Raw genomic sequence first — 16,924 nt, 5'->3', positions numbered from 1 at the left:
GCCCGCCGCGGGTCACAGCAGCGACAGCTGCTGCGGGCCGGGCGCGCACGGCGGGGGAGCGGCGGACCCGCGATGATCCGCCGCCGCGCGGCGGCCCCCGCCCACCCCGTAGCGGGCCGCCAGGTCCCGCACCCGCGCCGAGACCCGCCGCTGGTACTCCGCCGGGGCTTAGGCACCCGACCCGTACAGCCGCGCATAGGGAACCACCAGCTCCGGATGGTGCTCGCGCAGCCACGCCAGGAACCACTCGCGCGCGCCGGGACGCAGATGCAGCGTGATCGCCGACACCGACGTCGCGCCCGCCTCGGCGATCTGCCGCACCGCCGTCTCCAGCTGCGCGGGCGAGTCCGACAGGTAGGGGATCACCGGGCCCATCAGCACAGCGCAGCCGATCCCGGCCTCGTTCAGCCGCGCGCACACCTGCAGCCGTTTGCGCGGCGACGGCGTCCCCGGCTCCACCAGCCGCCACAGATCCGGGTCGAGCGACCCCACCGACACCGCGGCGCTCACGTGCGTGCGCTCGGCCGCCTCCTGCAGCAGCGGCAGGTCCCGCAGGATCAGCGACCCCTTGGTCAGGACCGAGAACGGGTTCGCCGCGTCCCGCAGCGCCGCCAGGATCCCCGGCATCAGCCGGTAACGGCCCTCCGCGCGCTGGTAGCAGTCGACGTTGGTGCCCATCGCGATGTGCTCGCCCCGCCACCGCGGCGCCGCCAGCTCCGCCCGCACCCGCTCGGCCGCGTTCACCTTCACCACGATCCGCGAATCGAAGTCCGCGCCCGCGTCCAGGCCCAGATACTCGTGCGTCTTGCGCGCGAAGCAGTAGGCGCATGCATGGGTGCAGCCCCTGTAGGGGTTGATCGTCCACCGGAACGGCATCCGCGACGCCTTCGGCACCGCGTTGATCACCGACCGGGCCCGGATCTCGTAGAAGGTCGTCCCGCGGAACTCCGGCGTGTCGAACGTCCGCGCCACCGCCCGCCGCTCGATCAGCGGGACGGCCCCGCCGCCGTCCCCGCCGCCGTCGGCGTCGTCCCCGGAAAGCCGCAGGTGATCCCAGCGCACCCCGCCCCCTCTCGAACATGTGAACGATCTACGCGTCCGCCCAGTATGGAACGCGTGTTCGAAGATCGCAACGACGTGGGCTCCGGGGACGAAAGGGGCGCGGCGGCATCGTGAGGCATCACACGGACATCGGCGTTCCGTCCGAACCACCGCAACGGATGCGTAACAATGGCTCGCTATGGCATGGCGAACGGGGACGCGGATCCGGGCGGCCGCGGCGGTACTGGCCGCCGGCGCGGTGGCGGGCGCGACGGCGGGCTGCGGAGTGCCCGTCCTCGGCGGAGGCGACGACGGCGACCGCGCCGGCCCCGTCACCGCCGGCGCCGACCCCGAATGCCCCAAGATCGCCGCGCCCGCCGGGGACGGCCCGTCCCGCCAGGTGCGCGGCATGTGGATCGCCACCGTCGGCAACACCGACTGGCCCGCCGAGCCCGGCGAGCCGCCCGCCACCCAGAAGAAGCAGTTCACCCGGCTGCTCGACACCGCCAAGGCGATGAACATGAACGCGGTGTTCGTGCAGATCCGCCCCGACTCCGACGCCTTCTACCCCTCCCCGTACGAGCCGTGGTCGCAGTGGCTCACCGGCAAGCAGGGCAAGGACCCCGGCTACGACGTCCTGGCGTTCATGCTCAAGGAGGCGCACGCCCGCAACCTGGAGTTCCACGCCTGGTTCAACCCCTACCGCGTCAGCCGCCAGGACGACCTGAAGAAGCTCGCGCCGAACAGCCCCGCCCGCCGCCACCCCGACTGGGTCCGCAAGTACGGCGGCGGCCTGTGGTACGACCCCGGCCTGCCGCAGGTCCGCGACCTGGCGACCAAGGCCGTCCTGGACGTCGTCGGCAAGTACGACATCGACGCCGTCCACTTCGACGACTACTTCTACCCCTACCCCGAGGACGGCGACTTCCCCGACGCCGCCGCCTACAAGACCTACGGCAAGGGACTGTCCAAGGCCGACTGGCGGCGCCGCAACGTCGACACCCTCGTCCAGACCCTCTCCGACCAGATCCACCGCGCCAAACCCTGGGTGCGGTTCGGCATCAGCCCTTTCGGAGTGTGGCGCAACCGCTCCAGCGACCCCAACGGCTCGCCCACCAGCGCCCTGCAGAGCTACGACGACATCTACGCCGACACCCGCGGCTGGATCAAGAAGGGCTGGCTGGACTACGTCACCCCCCAGCTGTACTGGCCCATCGGCGACGCCCGCGCCGACTACGCCGCGCTCGTCGCCTGGTGGGCCGGCCAGGTCCAGGGCACCCGGGTGCAACTGACCATCGGGCAGGCCGGCTACCGCGTCGGCGAGGCCGGCGCCTGGCGCAAACCCGCCGAACTGTCACGCCACCTCACCCTCAACCGCCGGTACCCGCAGGTCCGCGGCGACGTGTTCTTCAGCGCCGCCGACATCGCCGCCAACCGCCGCGGGTTCGCCGCCCGCGTCCGCGACGACCACTACTCCCGCCCCGCGATCCCGCCCGCCGTCGCCGGACGCGGCGGCCACGCCCCGCCGCCCGTCCAGGACACCCGCGCCGCCCCCGACCGCAAGGGCGTCCGGGTGCAGTGGCGGCCCTCCCAGGACGCGGCCTCCTACGCGGTGTACCGGGTCGACGGCAAGGCCGCCGCCTGCGCCCCCGTCGACCGCGCCCGGCTGATCGGCGACGTGCGCGGCGGCGGCGTCATCGACCCCTCCGCCAAGCCCGGCCGCTCCTACACCTACTACGTCACCGCGCTGGACCGCCTCCACCACGAGAGCGCCCCCGCGCGCGGCGCAACGGTTACCGCCGCCGAAGGATAATGATCATGCTCTGTGGGGAAGAACACAGCACTGCCCGCCCCCCGGAGGTATTGAGCATGGCGCTGTCGATGGAGGAGCAGCGGATCCTCACCCAGATCGAGGTCCGCCTGAGCGAGGACGACCCGCGGCTGGCCGGCCGCCTGGCACGGCTCGGCGCCCCCCGCGGCCGCCGCGCCCGCGTGATCACCGCGACGGCCGTCGCCGTCGTCGTCGTCCTGGCGGCCATCGGAGCCGCGATCGCCGCCGCTCTGCTGCAGTGACCCCCGCCGCCGCCCGCCGCCCCGGCCGGCCCCCGCCCGCCGCGCGCGGCCCCGGACACCCCGCCGCCTGACCGCGGACGGCCGGACACACCCCCGGGCATGCGAACGCCGAGGCCCCGGCGAGATGAGATCTCGCCGGGGCCTCGGCGACTGAGCCGGTGTGGTGGTCGCCTCACGGCGAAAGGCACAACGGAGTTCCAGCCCGGACCGTACGGACCGGCGGTATTCCCCGAAGGCATTGTGTAGAGCCCGGGGGACACATGCCACACCGACGCCACCCACCATAACGGCAACCGGACCCTGCTCATTCCACCGGGGCCGCCCGCGTGTCCACCATCACCTCACCCGCGGGTGAGGATCGCCTGCGCCCGTGCACCGCCGCCGCGCCCGATGCGTCCCTGAAGATGAACCGACGCGCAGAAAGCCGGAACCGGCGGCCGGGACGGGGAACACCCGGCGCCGCACCCGGCCCGCGCACCGCCAACGGTGAGGAGACGGGGACGTGGGAGCCGACGGGTCCGGCATCGACACAACCAGCGCCGACACAACCAGCATCCAAACGACCGGCAGGGGCGAGGCGACCTGCCCCGGCGGCGCCGTCGGGGAACGCGCCCCGCTGCGGGACGACCCGGGCGCCGCGCCATGGCAGGCATGGGAGCTGCCCGACGACCCCCGCACCGCGGCGCGCGCACGCGCCCTCACCGTGCGGGCACTGGCCGCCTGGCACGTCACCGACCCCGCCGACATCGACGACATCGTCCTGGTGGTCGACGAACTGGTCACCAACGCGGTCGTGCACGGCACCGGCCCCGTCCGCCTGGCGCTGCGCCTGGACGGCGCCCGCCTCACCGGCGAGGTCGGCGACGCCGACCCCGCCGCGCCCCCCGACCCGGCCCCCGCCGCGCCCCGCGGCCTCGACTGGTCCGAGGCCGGCCGCGGACTGCTGCTGGTCGCCGCGCTCGCCACCGGCTTCGGCGCCCGCACCCACCCGGCCGGCAAGACCGTCTGGTTCACCCGCGACCTGAACCGCCTGAACGGCCAACACCCCGCCACCGCAACCGCACCGCCGGTCTCCGTGCCCGTCACTGCCGACGCCGGGCTGCGGGCGGCTCCTCCTCCTCACCGCTGACCACCGGCCCCGGTACGGAAGGCCGGGCCGCGGGCGAGACCGGCGGCCGGGCGACGTCGCCGGCGCGGCGGCGCGGGACGCGCCGGGCGGCCGCCACCGCCACCAGCCCCGCCGGCAACGCCACCAGAGCGCACACCCCCGTCCACCCGAACCGGCCGTACACGGCCGCCCCCAGCCACGACCCCGCGCTGCCGCCCAGGAACGAGCACGTCATGTAGGCGGTGTTGAGACGCGCACGCGCCTGCGGCCGCAGCGCGAAGATCCGCGCCTGGTTGGCGACCTGCCCCGACTGCACCGCCGCGTCCAGCAGCAGCATCCCCGCCACCAGCGCCGCCATCCCCGCGGCACCGCCCGCCGACCCGGCCGCCAGGACCGCCGCCGCGGCCAGTACCGCCAGCGCGCACACCGGCGTGACCGCGTCGGGACCCGCGCGGTCCACCATCCGCCCCGCGACCGGCGTGCACACCACGCTCGCCGCGCCCACCAGCGCCACCAGCCCGACCGCCTGCGCGCCCAGCCCGTACCGGGGACCGCTGACCAGCAGCGCGACCGCCGTCCACGCCGCGCTGAACCCGCCGAACATCGCCGCCTGGTACAGTCAGGAGCGCCGCAGGTCCGGCTCGCGTCGCAGCAGCAGCACCGCCTCGCCCAGCAGCCGCGGATACCGCTGCCGCGACACCGGCGCCGTCACCGGGACCACCACCGCCAGCACCGGCGCCAGCAGCAGCGCGAGCACCGCCGCGATCAGATACGGGGCCCGCCACCCCAGTTGCGCGCCCGCCACCCCGCCGAACGCGCGCGCCAGCAGGATCCCGCCGAGCAGCCCGCTCAGCAGCGTGCCGGTGACCGCGCCGCGCCGCCGCTCGCCCGCCAGCCCCGCCGCCATCGGCAGGACGACCTGCGGGACGCACGTCGTCGCGCCCACCAGCGCACCCGCCGCGACCAGCGCCGGGGCGTCCGGTGCCAGCCCCGCCGCCAGCAGCCCCGCGCCGGTCAGCGCCGTCAGCACCGCGATCAGCCGCCGGTGCGGCACCCGGTCCCCGAGCGGCACCAGCAGGAACAACCCCGCCGCGTACCCCAGCTGCGCGGACGTCGCGGCCAGCGCCGCCGTGCCGTCCGGGACCCGCAGCCCCTCGGCGATCAGCGGGATCAGCGCCTGCGGGAAGTAGATGTTCGCCACCGTCACCCCGCACGTCAACGCGAGGAACCAGATCATCCGCCGCCCGAGCACCACCTCACCGGCCGCCCCGGCGGAGGCGTCTCGGGACGGCGCGTCGGGGGAGCAGCCGGCGGGGGAGGGGCTGTCGGGGGACGGGGGCACGGGCACCTCGCAGAAGACGAACCGGTTATACCGGTTCAGGACCGTACCAGTTAAACCGGTTCGCGGCTATGCTCGACGCCATGGCCCCCTCCGCGCAGACCGCCACGTCCGCGCAGACCGCCACGTCCGCGCAGACCGCCACGTCCGCGCAGACCGCCACGTCCGCCGCGTTCAGGCAGGGCGCCGGGCGGCTCTGCCTGGACTTCATCCGCACCCTGCGCCACCGCGGCGGCCCCGACGCGGAAGAGGAACTCGCCGACCCCGCCGCCCTGGACGCCTGGATCCGCCAGTTCGGCCCCTACGACGACAACACCGGCACAACCGGCACCGGCACCGCTGCGCGCGAGGCCGGTCGCGCCGACGCCGCCGACCTCCTCGCCGCCCGCGCCCTGCGCGAGGCGATCCACCGGCTCGTCACCACCGCCCGCGACGGCGGACCCGCCCGCTGCGACGCCGCGTCCCGCGCCACCGTCAACACCGCCGCCGCCCGCCCCGTGCCCGTCCCCGCCCTGGACGCCTCGGGACGGCTGCGCCACCACGCCGACGAACCCGTCACCGCGATGCTCGCCGTCCTGGCCCGCGACGCCCTGGACCTGGTCGCCTCCACCGCCCTGGACCGCGTCCGCGCCTGCGCCGGCGAGCGCTGCGGCGCCCTGTTCCTGGACACCTCCCGCCCCGGGACCCGCCGCTGGTGCTCCATGAACACCTGCGGCAACCGCGCCAAGAAGGGCGCCCTGCACGCCCGCGCCTGACCCGCCGACCCCGCGCCGGCCCCGCGGCGCCCACCCGGGTCACCCAGGTCACCCAGGTCACGCGGTCACGCCTGCAGCGGGCAGCGGTCCACCACCCACAGCTCCTCCTCGTCCTCCGACAGCGGCCGCGGCGGCTCGTCGGTCAGCCGGTCCAGATGCCACTCGATGTGCGCCAGCGGCCCCCGCCAGCCCGCCAGCAGATCGGCCAGCGGACGCGGCGGCCCCGGCGGCCCGTACGGGCGCGGATCGGGCAGCTCCTGCTCCCACAGCGCGTCGTCGCAGTCGGCCGCCCAGTGCGCCGCCGCCTCCAGCACCTGGTTCAGGTCGCGGACCAGATCCCCCAGCGACCGCAGCGCCATCGCGTCCTGGATCATCCGCTCCCGCGCGTCATAGGGCAGCTCCCGGTCGAACTCGGCCGGGAACGCCGGACGGCGCCCCTCCAGCACCGGCTCCTCGCCCGTCGCCGCCGCCCGCACCGCCGCCAGCTGCCAGCGCGTCCACTCCGCCAGATGCCCCAGCACGCCCCGCAGCGCCGCCGCGCCCTCACCACCGCCGCGCACCTGCGCCGCCGCGTCCCGCAGCCGCGACCGCACCAGCTCCAGCCGGTCCAGCGTCCACGCCCGCGCCCGCACCGCCCCCGCCGGACCGCGCGGCCCCGCCTCCGCCGCCGGACGCGGCACCGGCACCCGCAGCGCCGCCAGCAGCCCGTCCAGATCCCGCACGTCCGCGCCGCGGCCCGACAGCACCGCCGCGCCCACCCGCTCCACCCGGAACATCCGCGGCCCGTCGCGCATCAGGCACCACCCCACCAGGTACTCCCCGTAGGGGGCGGTCACCAGGCCGTGCGCCTCCACGTCCCGGAAACTGCGCGCACCGGACCGGTCGGTGTAGGCGAGCCGGACGACCCGGCGCCGCCGCACCGCCTCGGCGAGGGTGTCGCGCACCGGCCCCATCAGCGACGCCACCTCGCTCAACGGATCCGGCTCCGCGGGCGCCGGCAGCACGTACCCGCGGCGGCCCCGCGCCCGCACCGGAAGGCCGCCGTGCGTCAGCAGCTCCAGGTCGCGGCGCACCGTCCGCTCGCTGACCTCCAGCCGCGCCGCCAGCTCCCGCGGCTCCAGCGGCTCGGGCGAGGCCGCGCGCAGCTCCGCGACCAGCGCCAGCAACCGGTCCACACGATCGACATGCTCCACACACCCATCGTGACCGCGCCCACCGACATTATGCGGCGCCGAAGACGGCTGTAACCCCCGCGAGACAAGGGCTCCCGCCCCTCGCGCACCAGGTGGGCGGGCGGGGTCACTGGCCCGACAGGGCGGGCGGGGTCACTGGCCCGACAGCTCGGCCGCCAGCCCCTCGAAGTCCGCCGCCGTCAGCGTGAGCGCGCTGCCGATCGCCTGCGTCGCCTCGGCGTTGCCCAGATGCCGCGTCGCGGCCCGGTCCAGGTAGGCCTCCACCAGCCGCGCACCGGTCAGCCGCCCGCGCCCGCGCAGCGCCGCGACCTCCCGCTCCACCACCGCCCACGCGTCCGACCCCAGCCGCAGCGACCGCTCCTCGGCCAGCAGTCCGACCAGCGCCGACCGCGCCCGCCCGTCCGACAGGTCCGGCAGCCGCACCGCCCGGAGATCGGTGACCAGCTCCGGGGAGGCCGCCGACAGCTCCCCGACCCGGTCGGGCTCGCAGGTGCCCAGCAGCGCGGTGTCGTTGACGCCTTCCAGCCGCGCCCGGTACAACACCGACGCGTACCCCGCGCCCTGCGCCTCGTCCAGGATCAGCCCGTCCAGCCCGTCCAGCAGCAGCACGTGCCCGGCGTGCTCGTCCAGCGCCGCCCGCAGCCCGTCGGGGCCGGCGTCGCGCAGATCCTCGGCGTGCACCGAGTGGACCTCGCCGCTGGAGGCCTCGACCTCCGCCAGCGCCCGCGCCACCATCCGCGCCAGCCGCCGCTGCCCGCTGGACGGCGCGCCGATCAGCAGCAGCGCCGGCGCCGACGCGCTCGACACCTCCTGCCCGCGCAGCCGCCGCGCCCACTTGCCGCGCCGCCGCACCTCGGTCACCACCCGGCCGATGTCGTCGGCGCCGCACAGGAACCGGATCCCGTACGCCTCGGCGATCTGCGGGCTCGAGTCCGGCACCGGCGCGGGCGGCGCCGGCGGGACCGGCTCGGGCACCGGCACCGGAGGCGGCGGCAGATCCGGCTGCTGCACCGCGGGCGCCGCCACCGGCGGCTGCACCGGACCCGCCGCAGGACGAGCGGGCGCGGACGGCGGCATCGGCGCACCCGGCCACGCCGGACCCTGGTCCAGCATGGTGCGGAACGCGTCGGTGTCCAGCTGCGTCGCCGGCGCATACGCGGGCGCCTCGGGCTCCGACGGCCACCGCGGCTCCTCCGCCGGCGCCGGAGCCGGCCGCGCGGGCTCGGGTGCCGGCTCCGGACGGCCCGGCGGACGCGGCTCGGCGGCCGGCGGGGGAGGCGGCGCGATCCTGGGCGGCGGGACGTCCGAGCCCAGCGGGTTGCCGATCCCCGGCCCCTCGCCCCGCCCCGGCCGCTCGTCCCGCCCCGTCGACGGCGCAGGGCCGGGCGGCGGAGGCGGGGCCTGCGCCTGCGCGCGGACGCCGAACGGGTCGGACGGCGCCGGCGGCGGCATCGCCGGATCGGCCCCATGCGCCCGCCCTGGCCCCGGCGGCCCCGGCGGCGCGACCGGCGGCGGGGCCGAGGACGCGACCGGTGGCGGGGCCGAGGGTGGCTCCACCGGCGCCACGGCCGGCGGCGGGCCCGGTGCGTCCTGCGCCGGCTCCGGGACCGGCGCGACCGGACGGTCGACGCCCGCGGAGGCGCGGTCGGCCGCCATGTGCGCGCGGGCCGCCTTGATGATGTCCCACGCCGACAGCTCGTCGGTCGAGGGCGGGCTGTGCATCGCCGGGGACGTCAGCTCCGCCGCGACCGCCTGCGGCACCGCGAACCCCGTCGCCGGCGGCGGCACCTGCGCCAGCCGGCACCAGGTCAGCCCGATCGTGTAGGTGGTGGCCAGCAGCGCGGCCAGCGCGTCGGCGTCGTCGCGGCGCAGCGCGTCCGGCAGCCGCCCGTCGCGCGGCCACAGCGCCCGCAGCGGATGGGCCGGGTCGCCCAGCACCGCCTGCAGCGTGCGGGCGCTGTCGGGGTCCAGCCAGCGCTGCAGCGCCGGCAGCGCGCCCGGCGCCGCCTGCAGGTCGGCGGCCAGCACCGCGATCCCCGCGCGGCGGACCTCGTCGTGGCTGCGGCCGCCCGCCGCCGGACGCGGCCCGCTCAGCCCGTGGACGATCTCCTGCAGGTCGTACAGGGCCAGCCGCAGGTACTCCCCGGGCGCGGTGTCGCGGACCATCGGGGTGGCGAACTCGGCGGGGCAGCGGCGCCGCCACTCCTGCACGATCGCCTCGGGCCCGTACCGGACGGTGGCCATGTCCTGGTTGACCATCCGCAGCGACGCCGCCGTCACCGCGGCGAGCGCGTCGGCGCCGGGACGGAACCGCGGATCGGCCTGCAGCCCCGCCGCGACCTCGTACATCACCCGGGCGATGTGCGCGGCGCCGCCGCCGTCGCCGGCGCCGAGCCGGTGGACGTAGTAGCCGGCCAGGGTGGCGAAGTCCGGCGGCATCATCCAGTGCAGCCGGTCGGCCGAGGTGGTCAGGAACGGGATGAACGACTCGATCAGCGGGTGCTCGGTCAGCACGACCGGGGAGCCCGCGCACCACAGCAGCGCGCCCCACGCGGCGGCGATGGTGCTGGGCGTGCCGGGCTGGAACATCGGGTCGCGCTGGGCGAACTGCTGCGGGTTGACCGCGAGTGCGGTGGTGATGGCCTGGGAGATCCGCGCGACGACCGCGGTGTCGGGCACCGGCCCGAGGAACCCCAGCGGCGCGACGCGCCCGGCCGACAGGTCCGGGCCGGTCGGGTACAGCTGCGGCGGGACGGGCGGGGTGCCGGCGCCGCGCGGCGCCGGGACCGCGACGCGGCGGTCCTCGAAGTCGGGCGGGGGAGGGGAGGGGTGCCAGGCGCCGTCCAGCCCGCACCGGTACCAGCGGCCCCACGCGCCGAACAGCCACCATTCCCCGGCGCCCCACAGCATCCGCGCGGCGATCTGCCCGGCGCGGTCCTGCGGCTGGGCGGTCCGCCACCACGGCGAGGCGACCAGCTCGCGCACGTTGCCCTCGACCGCCGCGAACAGGTCCGCGCCCGGGCCGCCTCCCGTCCCGCCGGGTCCCGCCCCGGCCCCCTGCCAGCTCACCCGGCGAATAGTAGTCCTCCCCGGCGGAGTGTCCGGCATGTCGGGTTCAGCACGGTAGCGGGGTGCCGCAATGCCCTCGCCATGTAATGAGTGTTATGGCACGATGCTCCTTAGCGGACGAGGGGAGCGGCGATGGGCGGGAACGCGGCCGCGCGCACCCGTGCGCAAGGCGTCGCGCTCGCGGTGTTCTCCTCGGTGTGCTTCGGGGCGTCCGGGCCGTTCGGCAAGGCGCTCATCGAAGGCGGCCTGGACCCGCTGCAGGCGGTGTGGCTGCGCATCGCCGTGTCCGCGGCGGCGCTGATCCCCATCGTGCTCGCGGTACGGGCCCGGAAAGGCGCGCGGCCCCTGCGCCCGCAACTGCGCCCCCACCTCCGCTGGCTTGCGCTGTACGGGCTGACGGGCGTCGCCGGATGCCAGGCCTGCTACTACCTGGCCGCGTCCCGGCTGCCCGTCGGGGTGGCGATCCTGCTGGAGTTCACCGGCCCGGTCATGGTGCTGGCCTGGCTGCGGCTGGTGCGCCGCGCCCCCGTGCACCGCACCGCCGCCATCGGCGTCATGGTCGCGATGGCGGGGCTCGCGCTGGTCGTCCAGGTGTGGACGGGCCTGCGCCTGGACCCGCTCGGCCTGGCCGCCGGGCTCGGCGCCGCCGCCTGCCAGGCCTCCTACTTCCTGCTGGTCGACCGGCTCGCCGGACGCGTCGACCCGCTGGTCATCACCACCGCCGGCAGCGCCGTCGCCGCGGCCGCGCTGGCCGTGCCCGCCGCGCCGTGGGCACTGCCCTGGGACGTGCTCGCCGCCGCCGTCCCCATCGCCGGGAGCACCGCGCCCGGCTGGACGCTGGTCGCCTGGATCGCGCTGGTCAGCACCGTGCTGGCCTACCTCACCGGGATCGCCGGGCTGCACCGCCTGTCGGCGCAGGTCGGCGGCGCCATCTGCTACACCGAGGCGGTCGCGGCCACCCTCATCGCCTGGGCGGTCCTCGGCGAACGCCTCACCGCAGCGCAGCTGACCGGCGGCGCCATCGTCCTGGCCGGCGCCTACATCGCCCAGCGCGCCGCCACCGCACCGGACGCCCCGGTCGCCGGCGCGGCGGGAACCGCACCGGCGAACCGGGGCCTGCCGCGCGCCGCCGACGCCCCGAACTGACCCCGGATCCGCGCCGGACGTTCGCGCCGGACGCCCGTGTTGGCCGCCCGTGCAGGTCAAGCGTTCTCGGCGCGGAACCGCCGGGCGCCCAGCCACACCGACACCACCAGCAGCACCACCGCGACCAGCGCGCCCTCGGCGACCGCCGCCGTGGCGTAGTCGCCCAGGAACGCCGCGCGCGCCGCATCCACCACGTACCGGAACGGCGTGCACCGCGACACCGCGTCCAGCCAGCCCGGCGCCAGGCTCATCGGCAGCAGGATCCCCGACAGCAGCATCAGCGGCAGCGTCACCGCCGACAGCAGCGGCGCGAACGCGTCCTCGCTGCGCGTCCGCATCGCCAGCACGTACGACAGCGACGCGACCGCGACCGCCAGCGACACCACGAACAGCAGCCCGACGGCGATGCCGCCCGCCGGCGCGCGCAGCCCCAGCACCAGCCCGACCGCCACCAGCATCACCGCCTGGAACGCCACGATGACGGTGTCGCGCAGCACCCGGCCGAGCAGCAGCGCGGTGCGGCTCACCGGCGTCACCCGCAGCCGCTCCACCACCCCCGACCGCAGCTCCCCGATCAGCCCGAACCCGACGAACCCGGCGCCGAACAGCGCGAGCTGGATCAGCACACCCGGCACGAACACCTGCCAGGCGTTGCCGGCGCCGAACCCGCGCACGTCCACCAGCCGCGACAGCAGCGGCCCGAACAGCACCAGGTACAGCAGCGGCTGCATCGCGCCGAACACCACCGCGACCTTGCTGCGCAGCGTCTGGCGCAGATACCGGCCGAACACCAGCCGGGTGTCGGCGGCGGTCCGCGCCAGCGACGCCGGCAACGACATCGTCATGGACATTGCGGTACTCCTTCTGTCTCGGAACGGGGACGGGCGGGGCGCGCGGGTCAGGCGGCGTCGCGCAGGGAGCGGCCGGTGACGGTGAGGAACACGTCGTCGAGGCTCGGACGGGCCAGGTTCAGCGACGCCAGCTCCACCCCCGCGGCGTCCAGCGCCCGCACCAGGCTCATCAGCTGCCGCTCGCCGTCCTCGACGGTCAGCCGCACCGCGCCGCCGCTGACCACCGCCTCCCGCACCGACGGATGCCGCGACAACGCCTCGCGGGCCGGCGCCGTGACCGCCGGGTCGGCCAGCTCCAGCGTCACCACGTCGCCGGCGACGCGGCGCTTGAGCTCGGCGGGCGTGCCCGCCGCGACGATCCGACCCCGGTCGATGATCAGCAGCCGGTCGCACAGCGCGTCCGCCTCGTCCAGGTAGTGGGTGGTCAGGAACACCGTCGTGCCGTCCTCGGCGCGCATCGAGCGGATGTGGTCCCACAGGTTCCCGCGGCTGTGCGGGTCCAGGCCGCTCGTCGGCTCGTCCAGGAACAGCAGCGGCGGACGGTGCACCAGCCCGAGCGCGATGTCCAGCCGGCGGCGCTGCCCGCCCGACAGCGCCGCGCACGGCCGCCCCTCCAAGCCCCGCAGCTCCAGCCGCGCGCACAGCTCGGCGATCCGCCCGGCCCGGCCGTCCACCCCGTACAGGCGGGCCTGCAGGTCCAGCTCCTCGCCGACCGGGACCGACGGGTCGGTGCCGCCGCCCTGCGCGACGTACCCGATGCGGCGCCGCACCCCGCCCGGGTCGGCGCGCAGGTCGTGCCCGGCGACCGCGGCGGTGCCGGCGGTCGGGGCCAGCAGCGTCGTCAGCATCCGCAGCGTGGTGGTCTTCCCGGCGCCGTTGGGCCCGAGGAATCCGACGATCTCGCCGGGCGCCACCGACAGGTCCACGCCGCGCACGGCCTCGACCGTCCCGTGCTTGCCGGTGAAGGTGCGGGCGAGCCCGCGTGCCTCGATCACGATGACCTCCGGTGGGGGTGAACGACTGTCGATAGAGTAACCACAAATTTGCAGTCACACCAAGTTTTCAGTGACACCAGCGAAGGTAGGATTCCGGGCATGGGAGAGGAGATCGACCGGCGCCCCGAACCCGCGCTCGGCCTGCGCGAGCGCAAGAAGCGCGAGACCCGCCGCCGCATCGCCGACATCGCCACCGGGCTGTTCATCACCCGCGGCTTCGACAACGTCACCGTCGCCGACGTCGCCCGCACCGCCGACGTGTCGGTCAACACCGTCTTCAACTACTTCAGGACCAAGGAGGACCTGTTCTTCGACCGCCAGGAGGAGATGGTCGAGGCCGCCGGCCGCGCCTTCCGCGACCGCCGCCCCGGCGAGGGCGTCGTCGCGGTGTTCCGCCGCCGCTTCTTCGAGGGCCTGGACGAGGGCTCCTACCGCACCGCCTTCCACGAGGGCTCGGAGGTCTGGCTGAAGACCGTCGGCGACAGCCCCGCCCTCACCGCCCGCTCCCGCGAGCTCGGCCAGCAGATGAAGGACGTCCTCGCCGACCTGCTCGCCGAGGACACCGGCGCCGGCCCCGACGACATCACCCCCCGCGCCGTCGCCGCGATGATCTACGCCGCCCAGGGCGTCCTCATCGAGGAGATCGCCGCCCGCAAGACCGCCGGCGAGACCCTCGCCGAGATGCGCGAGGACGTCTACGCCTCCGCCGCCCGCGTCTTCGACCTGCTGGAACACGGCATCGGCGACTACGCCCCCAAAACCGCACCCGAGCCCGCCGCCGAGCCCCCGCAGGACAGCTAGGACACCGCCGCGCACGCGGCCGCCGCCGGAAAATAGGTGTCGAGACGCTCCGCGGCGTTCCTAGACTCCATGATTGCGGAGGCGAACAATCATGGACACCCCCACGTTCCTGGCCCACCTGCAGACCCACGACACCCCGCTCACCCTGCCGCGGGGCGGCACCCTGCGCTGGGACGACGCGGACCTGCACCGCGCCGCCCACGCCGCCGGCCCCGAGCACTACGCCCTGCTGGCCCTGATCCCCGGCGCGCTGCCCTGGCAGCGCGCCCGCGTCCTGCTGCAGACCCTCGCCGCCACCCAGGCCGGCCTCGACGCCCCCACCCGCGACACCCTCGCGCGCCTGACCCGCGTCCTGACCCTGGCGCTGCCGCCCGCGCACGTCATCACCGCCCTGCTCGCCCTGCGCCGGCTGCGCGCCAACCACAAGCACACCACCCGCGCCGTGCTGCGGTTCGTGCTCGAGCACCCCGACGCCGACACCCTCATCGCCGCGCGCCGCCCCGCCCTGCTCGACTGCTTCGAGCACGCCCTCGGCAAGACCGCCGCCCGCGGCTGCGCCCGCCGCATCGAGGGCGGCGACACCGGCTCGGACTACCTGCGCCGCCGCCTGCTGCGCTTCCTCGCCGTCCCCGCCGCCGCCCCCGACCGCGTCCAGGCCCTCTACGCCGCCGCGACCGGCACCGCGACCGGCACGGGCACCGCGGCCGGCGCGGGCGCCGGGCGGCCGCTGCCCGCCGAGCCCGCCCTCGCCCTCGACGCCCCCGGCCGGCGGCCCGGGACCGTCACCGCCACCAACCGCGGCGACATCGCCGCCGCCCTGGTCCACCTGTACCGGGGCGGCCCCGCCGAGGACCTGTACGCTGCGCTCGGCCGCCACCTCGACGACGCCGCCCGCGCCTTCCCGCGCTTCCCCGGCACCGTCGCGCTCGTCCTGGACGCCTCGGCGTCCATGCGCGGCTACGGCGAACGCGAATGGGCCGTGCTGTCGCAGGCCGCCGCGCTGCGGATGCTGCTGGCGCAGGTCTGCGACCGGCTCGAGGTCATCGAGGTCGGCGGCGACGAACGCGCCCCGCGCGGCGCCACCGACCTGGCCACCGGCGTCCTGGACGCCCTCGGCACCGGCCCCGACCTGGTCGCCGTCGTCTCCGACGGCTACGAGAACCTGTTCCCCGGCGACCTCGCCCGCCTCACCGCGACCCTCCCGCGCGCCGGCGTCACCACCCCCGTGGTGTTCTGCCACGCCCTGTTCACCGGCGCCGACGACCTGACCCTGCGCCGCCCCGACCCGTCCCTGCCGCAGCGCGGATTCTGGCACCAGGACGACTTCACCGCCCTGCTGCCCTGGATGTTCGCGCACTGCCCCGCCGGACGGCCCTGGCTGCGCGCCGCCCTGCACGCCCGCCTGGACGCCCTGGACCGGCAGGCCACCGACCTCACCACCGCCCTCGCCGCCTGACCCCCGCCCCCGCGCACCCGCACCCTCCGTCCGGGGCCGGGGCCCGTCCGGCACGACAGGAAAGAGCACCGCATGACCGCCACCACGGCGCTCGACACCCTGGTCCCCGGCCCGCTCAGCCTCGCCGGGCACCGCCTCGGCACCCCCCAGCAGGCCGGCGCGCTCACCATGGTGCCGATCTCCGGCCCCGCCCGCCCCGGCTTCGTCCCGCCCCGCACCGGGCTGAAGCTGTCGCGCGTCACCGGCTACGGACGCCTCGAACTGCGCAACGGCGCCGCCACCGGCGTCGCGATCGTCCCCCTGCACCTCGGCTACGTCCAGGACGCCGCCCAGAACCACGCGCTGTGCCGCTCGGCGTTCCTCGGGCCCGGCCAGCGCCTGCTGTTCGAGGACGCCTGCTGCGTCCAGCAGACCCAGGGCGGCTACCTGGCCGGACGCGACCAGTGGTTCTTCGTGCTGCCCGGCGAACTGCGCGCCCGCGCCCTGCAACTGCGCGGCGTGCACGGCTACGCCAAGCTTTGGGACGACATCGCCGACCTCAACCACCGCTGCGGGCTGCCCCGCCGCGGCCACCTGGAGCAGATCCTGTCGCGCCAGCGGCCCGTCCTCACCCAGTTCCAGAGCCGCCTGGAACCCCTGCCGGGGCAGGTCGGCGCGCTGTTCTTCGTCGCCGGCCGGTTCGCCGGCCTGGAGATCTGCCCCGACCCCGCCTACTTCGCCGAGATGTGGACCGCGCTGGTCTGCTTCGCCTACGGCGTCGCCGCCTGGCGCGCCGAACCCGCCCCGCCCGGCCCGCACGACCCCGCCGTCCCCTTCGAGGCGTCGAACCTGGCCGAACTGCGCGGCGCCCTGGACCGCGACCGCGCCGCCCGCCTCGCCGAGATCGCCGAATGGCCCCTGCCGGACGGCCCCGTCGAGCTGCAGGAGGAGGAACGGTACCTGGACCTGCGGCTGTCCACCGTCACCGGCCCGCACCTGGCCGGACAGGTCGTCGCCGACGGCGACCGCACCGTCTACGCCTCCCTGTTCGCCCACTGAACCCGCCCGCCCGGGGACCGACCGCCCCGGGGCCGCCCCGGAAAAAGGGGTTGCCCCGG

General features: G+C 76.2%; 15 protein-coding genes. 8 read left to right on the top strand and 7 right to left on the bottom strand.

Annotation, left to right across the window (positions count from 1 at the left end; genetic code table 11):
- Window positions 1-168: 168 nt before the first annotated feature.
- Complete coding sequence (locus QP089_RS01160; protein ID WP_353070368.1) at window positions 169-1,062, bottom strand: Rv2578c family radical SAM protein; 894 nt, start codon at window positions 1,060-1,062, stop codon at window positions 169-171.
- A 178-nt stretch (window positions 1,063-1,240) separates the two neighbouring features.
- Between QP089_RS01160 and QP089_RS01155 the strand changes: the two genes are divergently transcribed.
- The 3 genes from QP089_RS01155 (at window position 1,241) to QP089_RS01145 (ending at window position 4,243) form a co-directional block, all read left to right on the top strand.
- Window positions 1,241-2,854, top strand: coding sequence for a glycoside hydrolase family 10-like protein (locus QP089_RS01155; RefSeq protein WP_285909229.1), 1,614 nt, complete (start codon window positions 1,241-1,243; stop codon window positions 2,852-2,854).
- Window positions 2,855-2,910: 56 nt separating this feature from the next.
- Complete coding sequence (locus tag QP089_RS01150; protein WP_285909228.1) at window positions 2,911-3,114, top strand: DUF3040 domain-containing protein; 204 nt, start codon at window positions 2,911-2,913, stop codon at window positions 3,112-3,114.
- 502 nt (window positions 3,115-3,616) lie between these two features.
- Entirely contained in the window at window positions 3,617-4,243 is a 627-nt protein-coding gene (locus QP089_RS01145) for an ATP-binding protein (protein WP_285909227.1), read from the top strand.
- Here QP089_RS01145 and QP089_RS01140 read toward each other — a convergent pair.
- Window positions 4,197-4,826: an MFS transporter gene (locus tag QP089_RS01140; RefSeq protein ID WP_285909226.1), complete on the bottom strand. Its 630-nt coding sequence runs from the start codon at window positions 4,824-4,826 to the stop codon at window positions 4,197-4,199. The two genes, QP089_RS01145 and QP089_RS01140, sit on opposite strands and share 47 nt — an antisense overlap.
- 15 nt (window positions 4,827-4,841) lie before the next feature.
- Entirely contained in the window at window positions 4,842-5,564 is a 723-nt protein-coding gene (locus QP089_RS01135; protein WP_285909225.1) for an MFS transporter, read from the bottom strand.
- An 80-nt stretch (window positions 5,565-5,644) separates the two neighbouring features.
- Between QP089_RS01135 and QP089_RS01130 the strand changes: the two genes are divergently transcribed.
- A complete protein-coding gene (locus tag QP089_RS01130) occupies window positions 5,645-6,316 on the top strand; it encodes a CGNR zinc finger domain-containing protein (protein WP_285909224.1) in 672 nt (223 codons plus the stop codon).
- 65 nt (window positions 6,317-6,381) lie between these two features.
- Here QP089_RS01130 and QP089_RS01125 read toward each other — a convergent pair whose 3' ends face one another.
- Complete coding sequence (locus QP089_RS01125) at window positions 6,382-7,509, bottom strand: helix-turn-helix transcriptional regulator (RefSeq protein ID WP_285909223.1); 1,128 nt, start codon at window positions 7,507-7,509, stop codon at window positions 6,382-6,384.
- Between the two features lie 132 nt (window positions 7,510-7,641).
- On the bottom strand, window positions 7,642-10,578 hold the full coding sequence (locus QP089_RS01120; RefSeq protein WP_285909222.1) for a hypothetical protein: 2,937 nt from the start codon (window positions 10,576-10,578) through the stop codon (window positions 7,642-7,644).
- A gap of 132 nt (window positions 10,579-10,710) precedes the next feature.
- Here QP089_RS01120 and QP089_RS01115 point away from each other — a divergent pair, with 132 nt between their 5' ends.
- Window positions 10,711-11,724 carry an EamA family transporter gene (locus QP089_RS01115; RefSeq protein WP_285909221.1) on the top strand — a complete coding sequence of 338 codons (1,014 nt, stop codon included), beginning with the start codon at window positions 10,711-10,713 and terminating at the stop codon, window positions 11,722-11,724.
- A gap of 56 nt (window positions 11,725-11,780) precedes the next feature.
- On the opposite strand, the gene QP089_RS01110 is transcribed toward QP089_RS01115, so the two are convergent.
- Together QP089_RS01110 and QP089_RS01105 are read right to left on the bottom strand one after the other, a co-directional pair.
- Window positions 11,781-12,575 carry an ABC transporter permease gene (locus tag QP089_RS01110; RefSeq protein ID WP_285909220.1) on the bottom strand — a complete coding sequence of 265 codons (795 nt, stop codon included), beginning with the start codon at window positions 12,573-12,575 and terminating at the stop codon, window positions 11,781-11,783.
- A 47-nt stretch (window positions 12,576-12,622) separates the two neighbouring features.
- The gene (locus QP089_RS01105; RefSeq protein ID WP_285909219.1) at window positions 12,623-13,570 is read right to left on the bottom strand and encodes an ATP-binding cassette domain-containing protein; all 948 of its coding nucleotides are present in this window, start codon (window positions 13,568-13,570) and stop codon (window positions 12,623-12,625) included.
- A 99-nt stretch (window positions 13,571-13,669) separates the two neighbouring features.
- Between QP089_RS01105 and QP089_RS01100 the strand changes: the two genes are divergently transcribed.
- The 3 genes from QP089_RS01100 to QP089_RS01090 all read left to right on the top strand — a co-directional run bounded on the left by QP089_RS01100 (window position 13,670) and on the right by QP089_RS01090 (window position 16,865).
- Entirely contained in the window at window positions 13,670-14,371 is a 702-nt protein-coding gene (locus QP089_RS01100; RefSeq protein WP_285909218.1) for a TetR/AcrR family transcriptional regulator, read from the top strand.
- 91 nt (window positions 14,372-14,462) lie between these two features.
- A complete protein-coding gene (locus tag QP089_RS01095; RefSeq protein WP_285909217.1) occupies window positions 14,463-15,827 on the top strand; it encodes a hypothetical protein in 1,365 nt (454 codons plus the stop codon).
- A gap of 72 nt (window positions 15,828-15,899) precedes the next feature.
- Window positions 15,900-16,865 (top strand): ARPP-1 family domain-containing protein, encoded by a 966-nt coding sequence (locus QP089_RS01090; protein WP_285909216.1) that lies wholly within the window; start codon window positions 15,900-15,902, stop codon window positions 16,863-16,865.
- Window positions 16,866-16,924: the final 59 nt, after the last annotated feature.

Origin of the sequence: Actinomadura opuntiae, from assembly GCF_030283205.1 — a bacterium.
Classification (GTDB): Bacteria; Actinomycetota; Actinomycetes; order Streptosporangiales; family Streptosporangiaceae; genus Spirillospora.
This window is presented reverse-complemented; position numbering and strand designations above follow the sequence as displayed.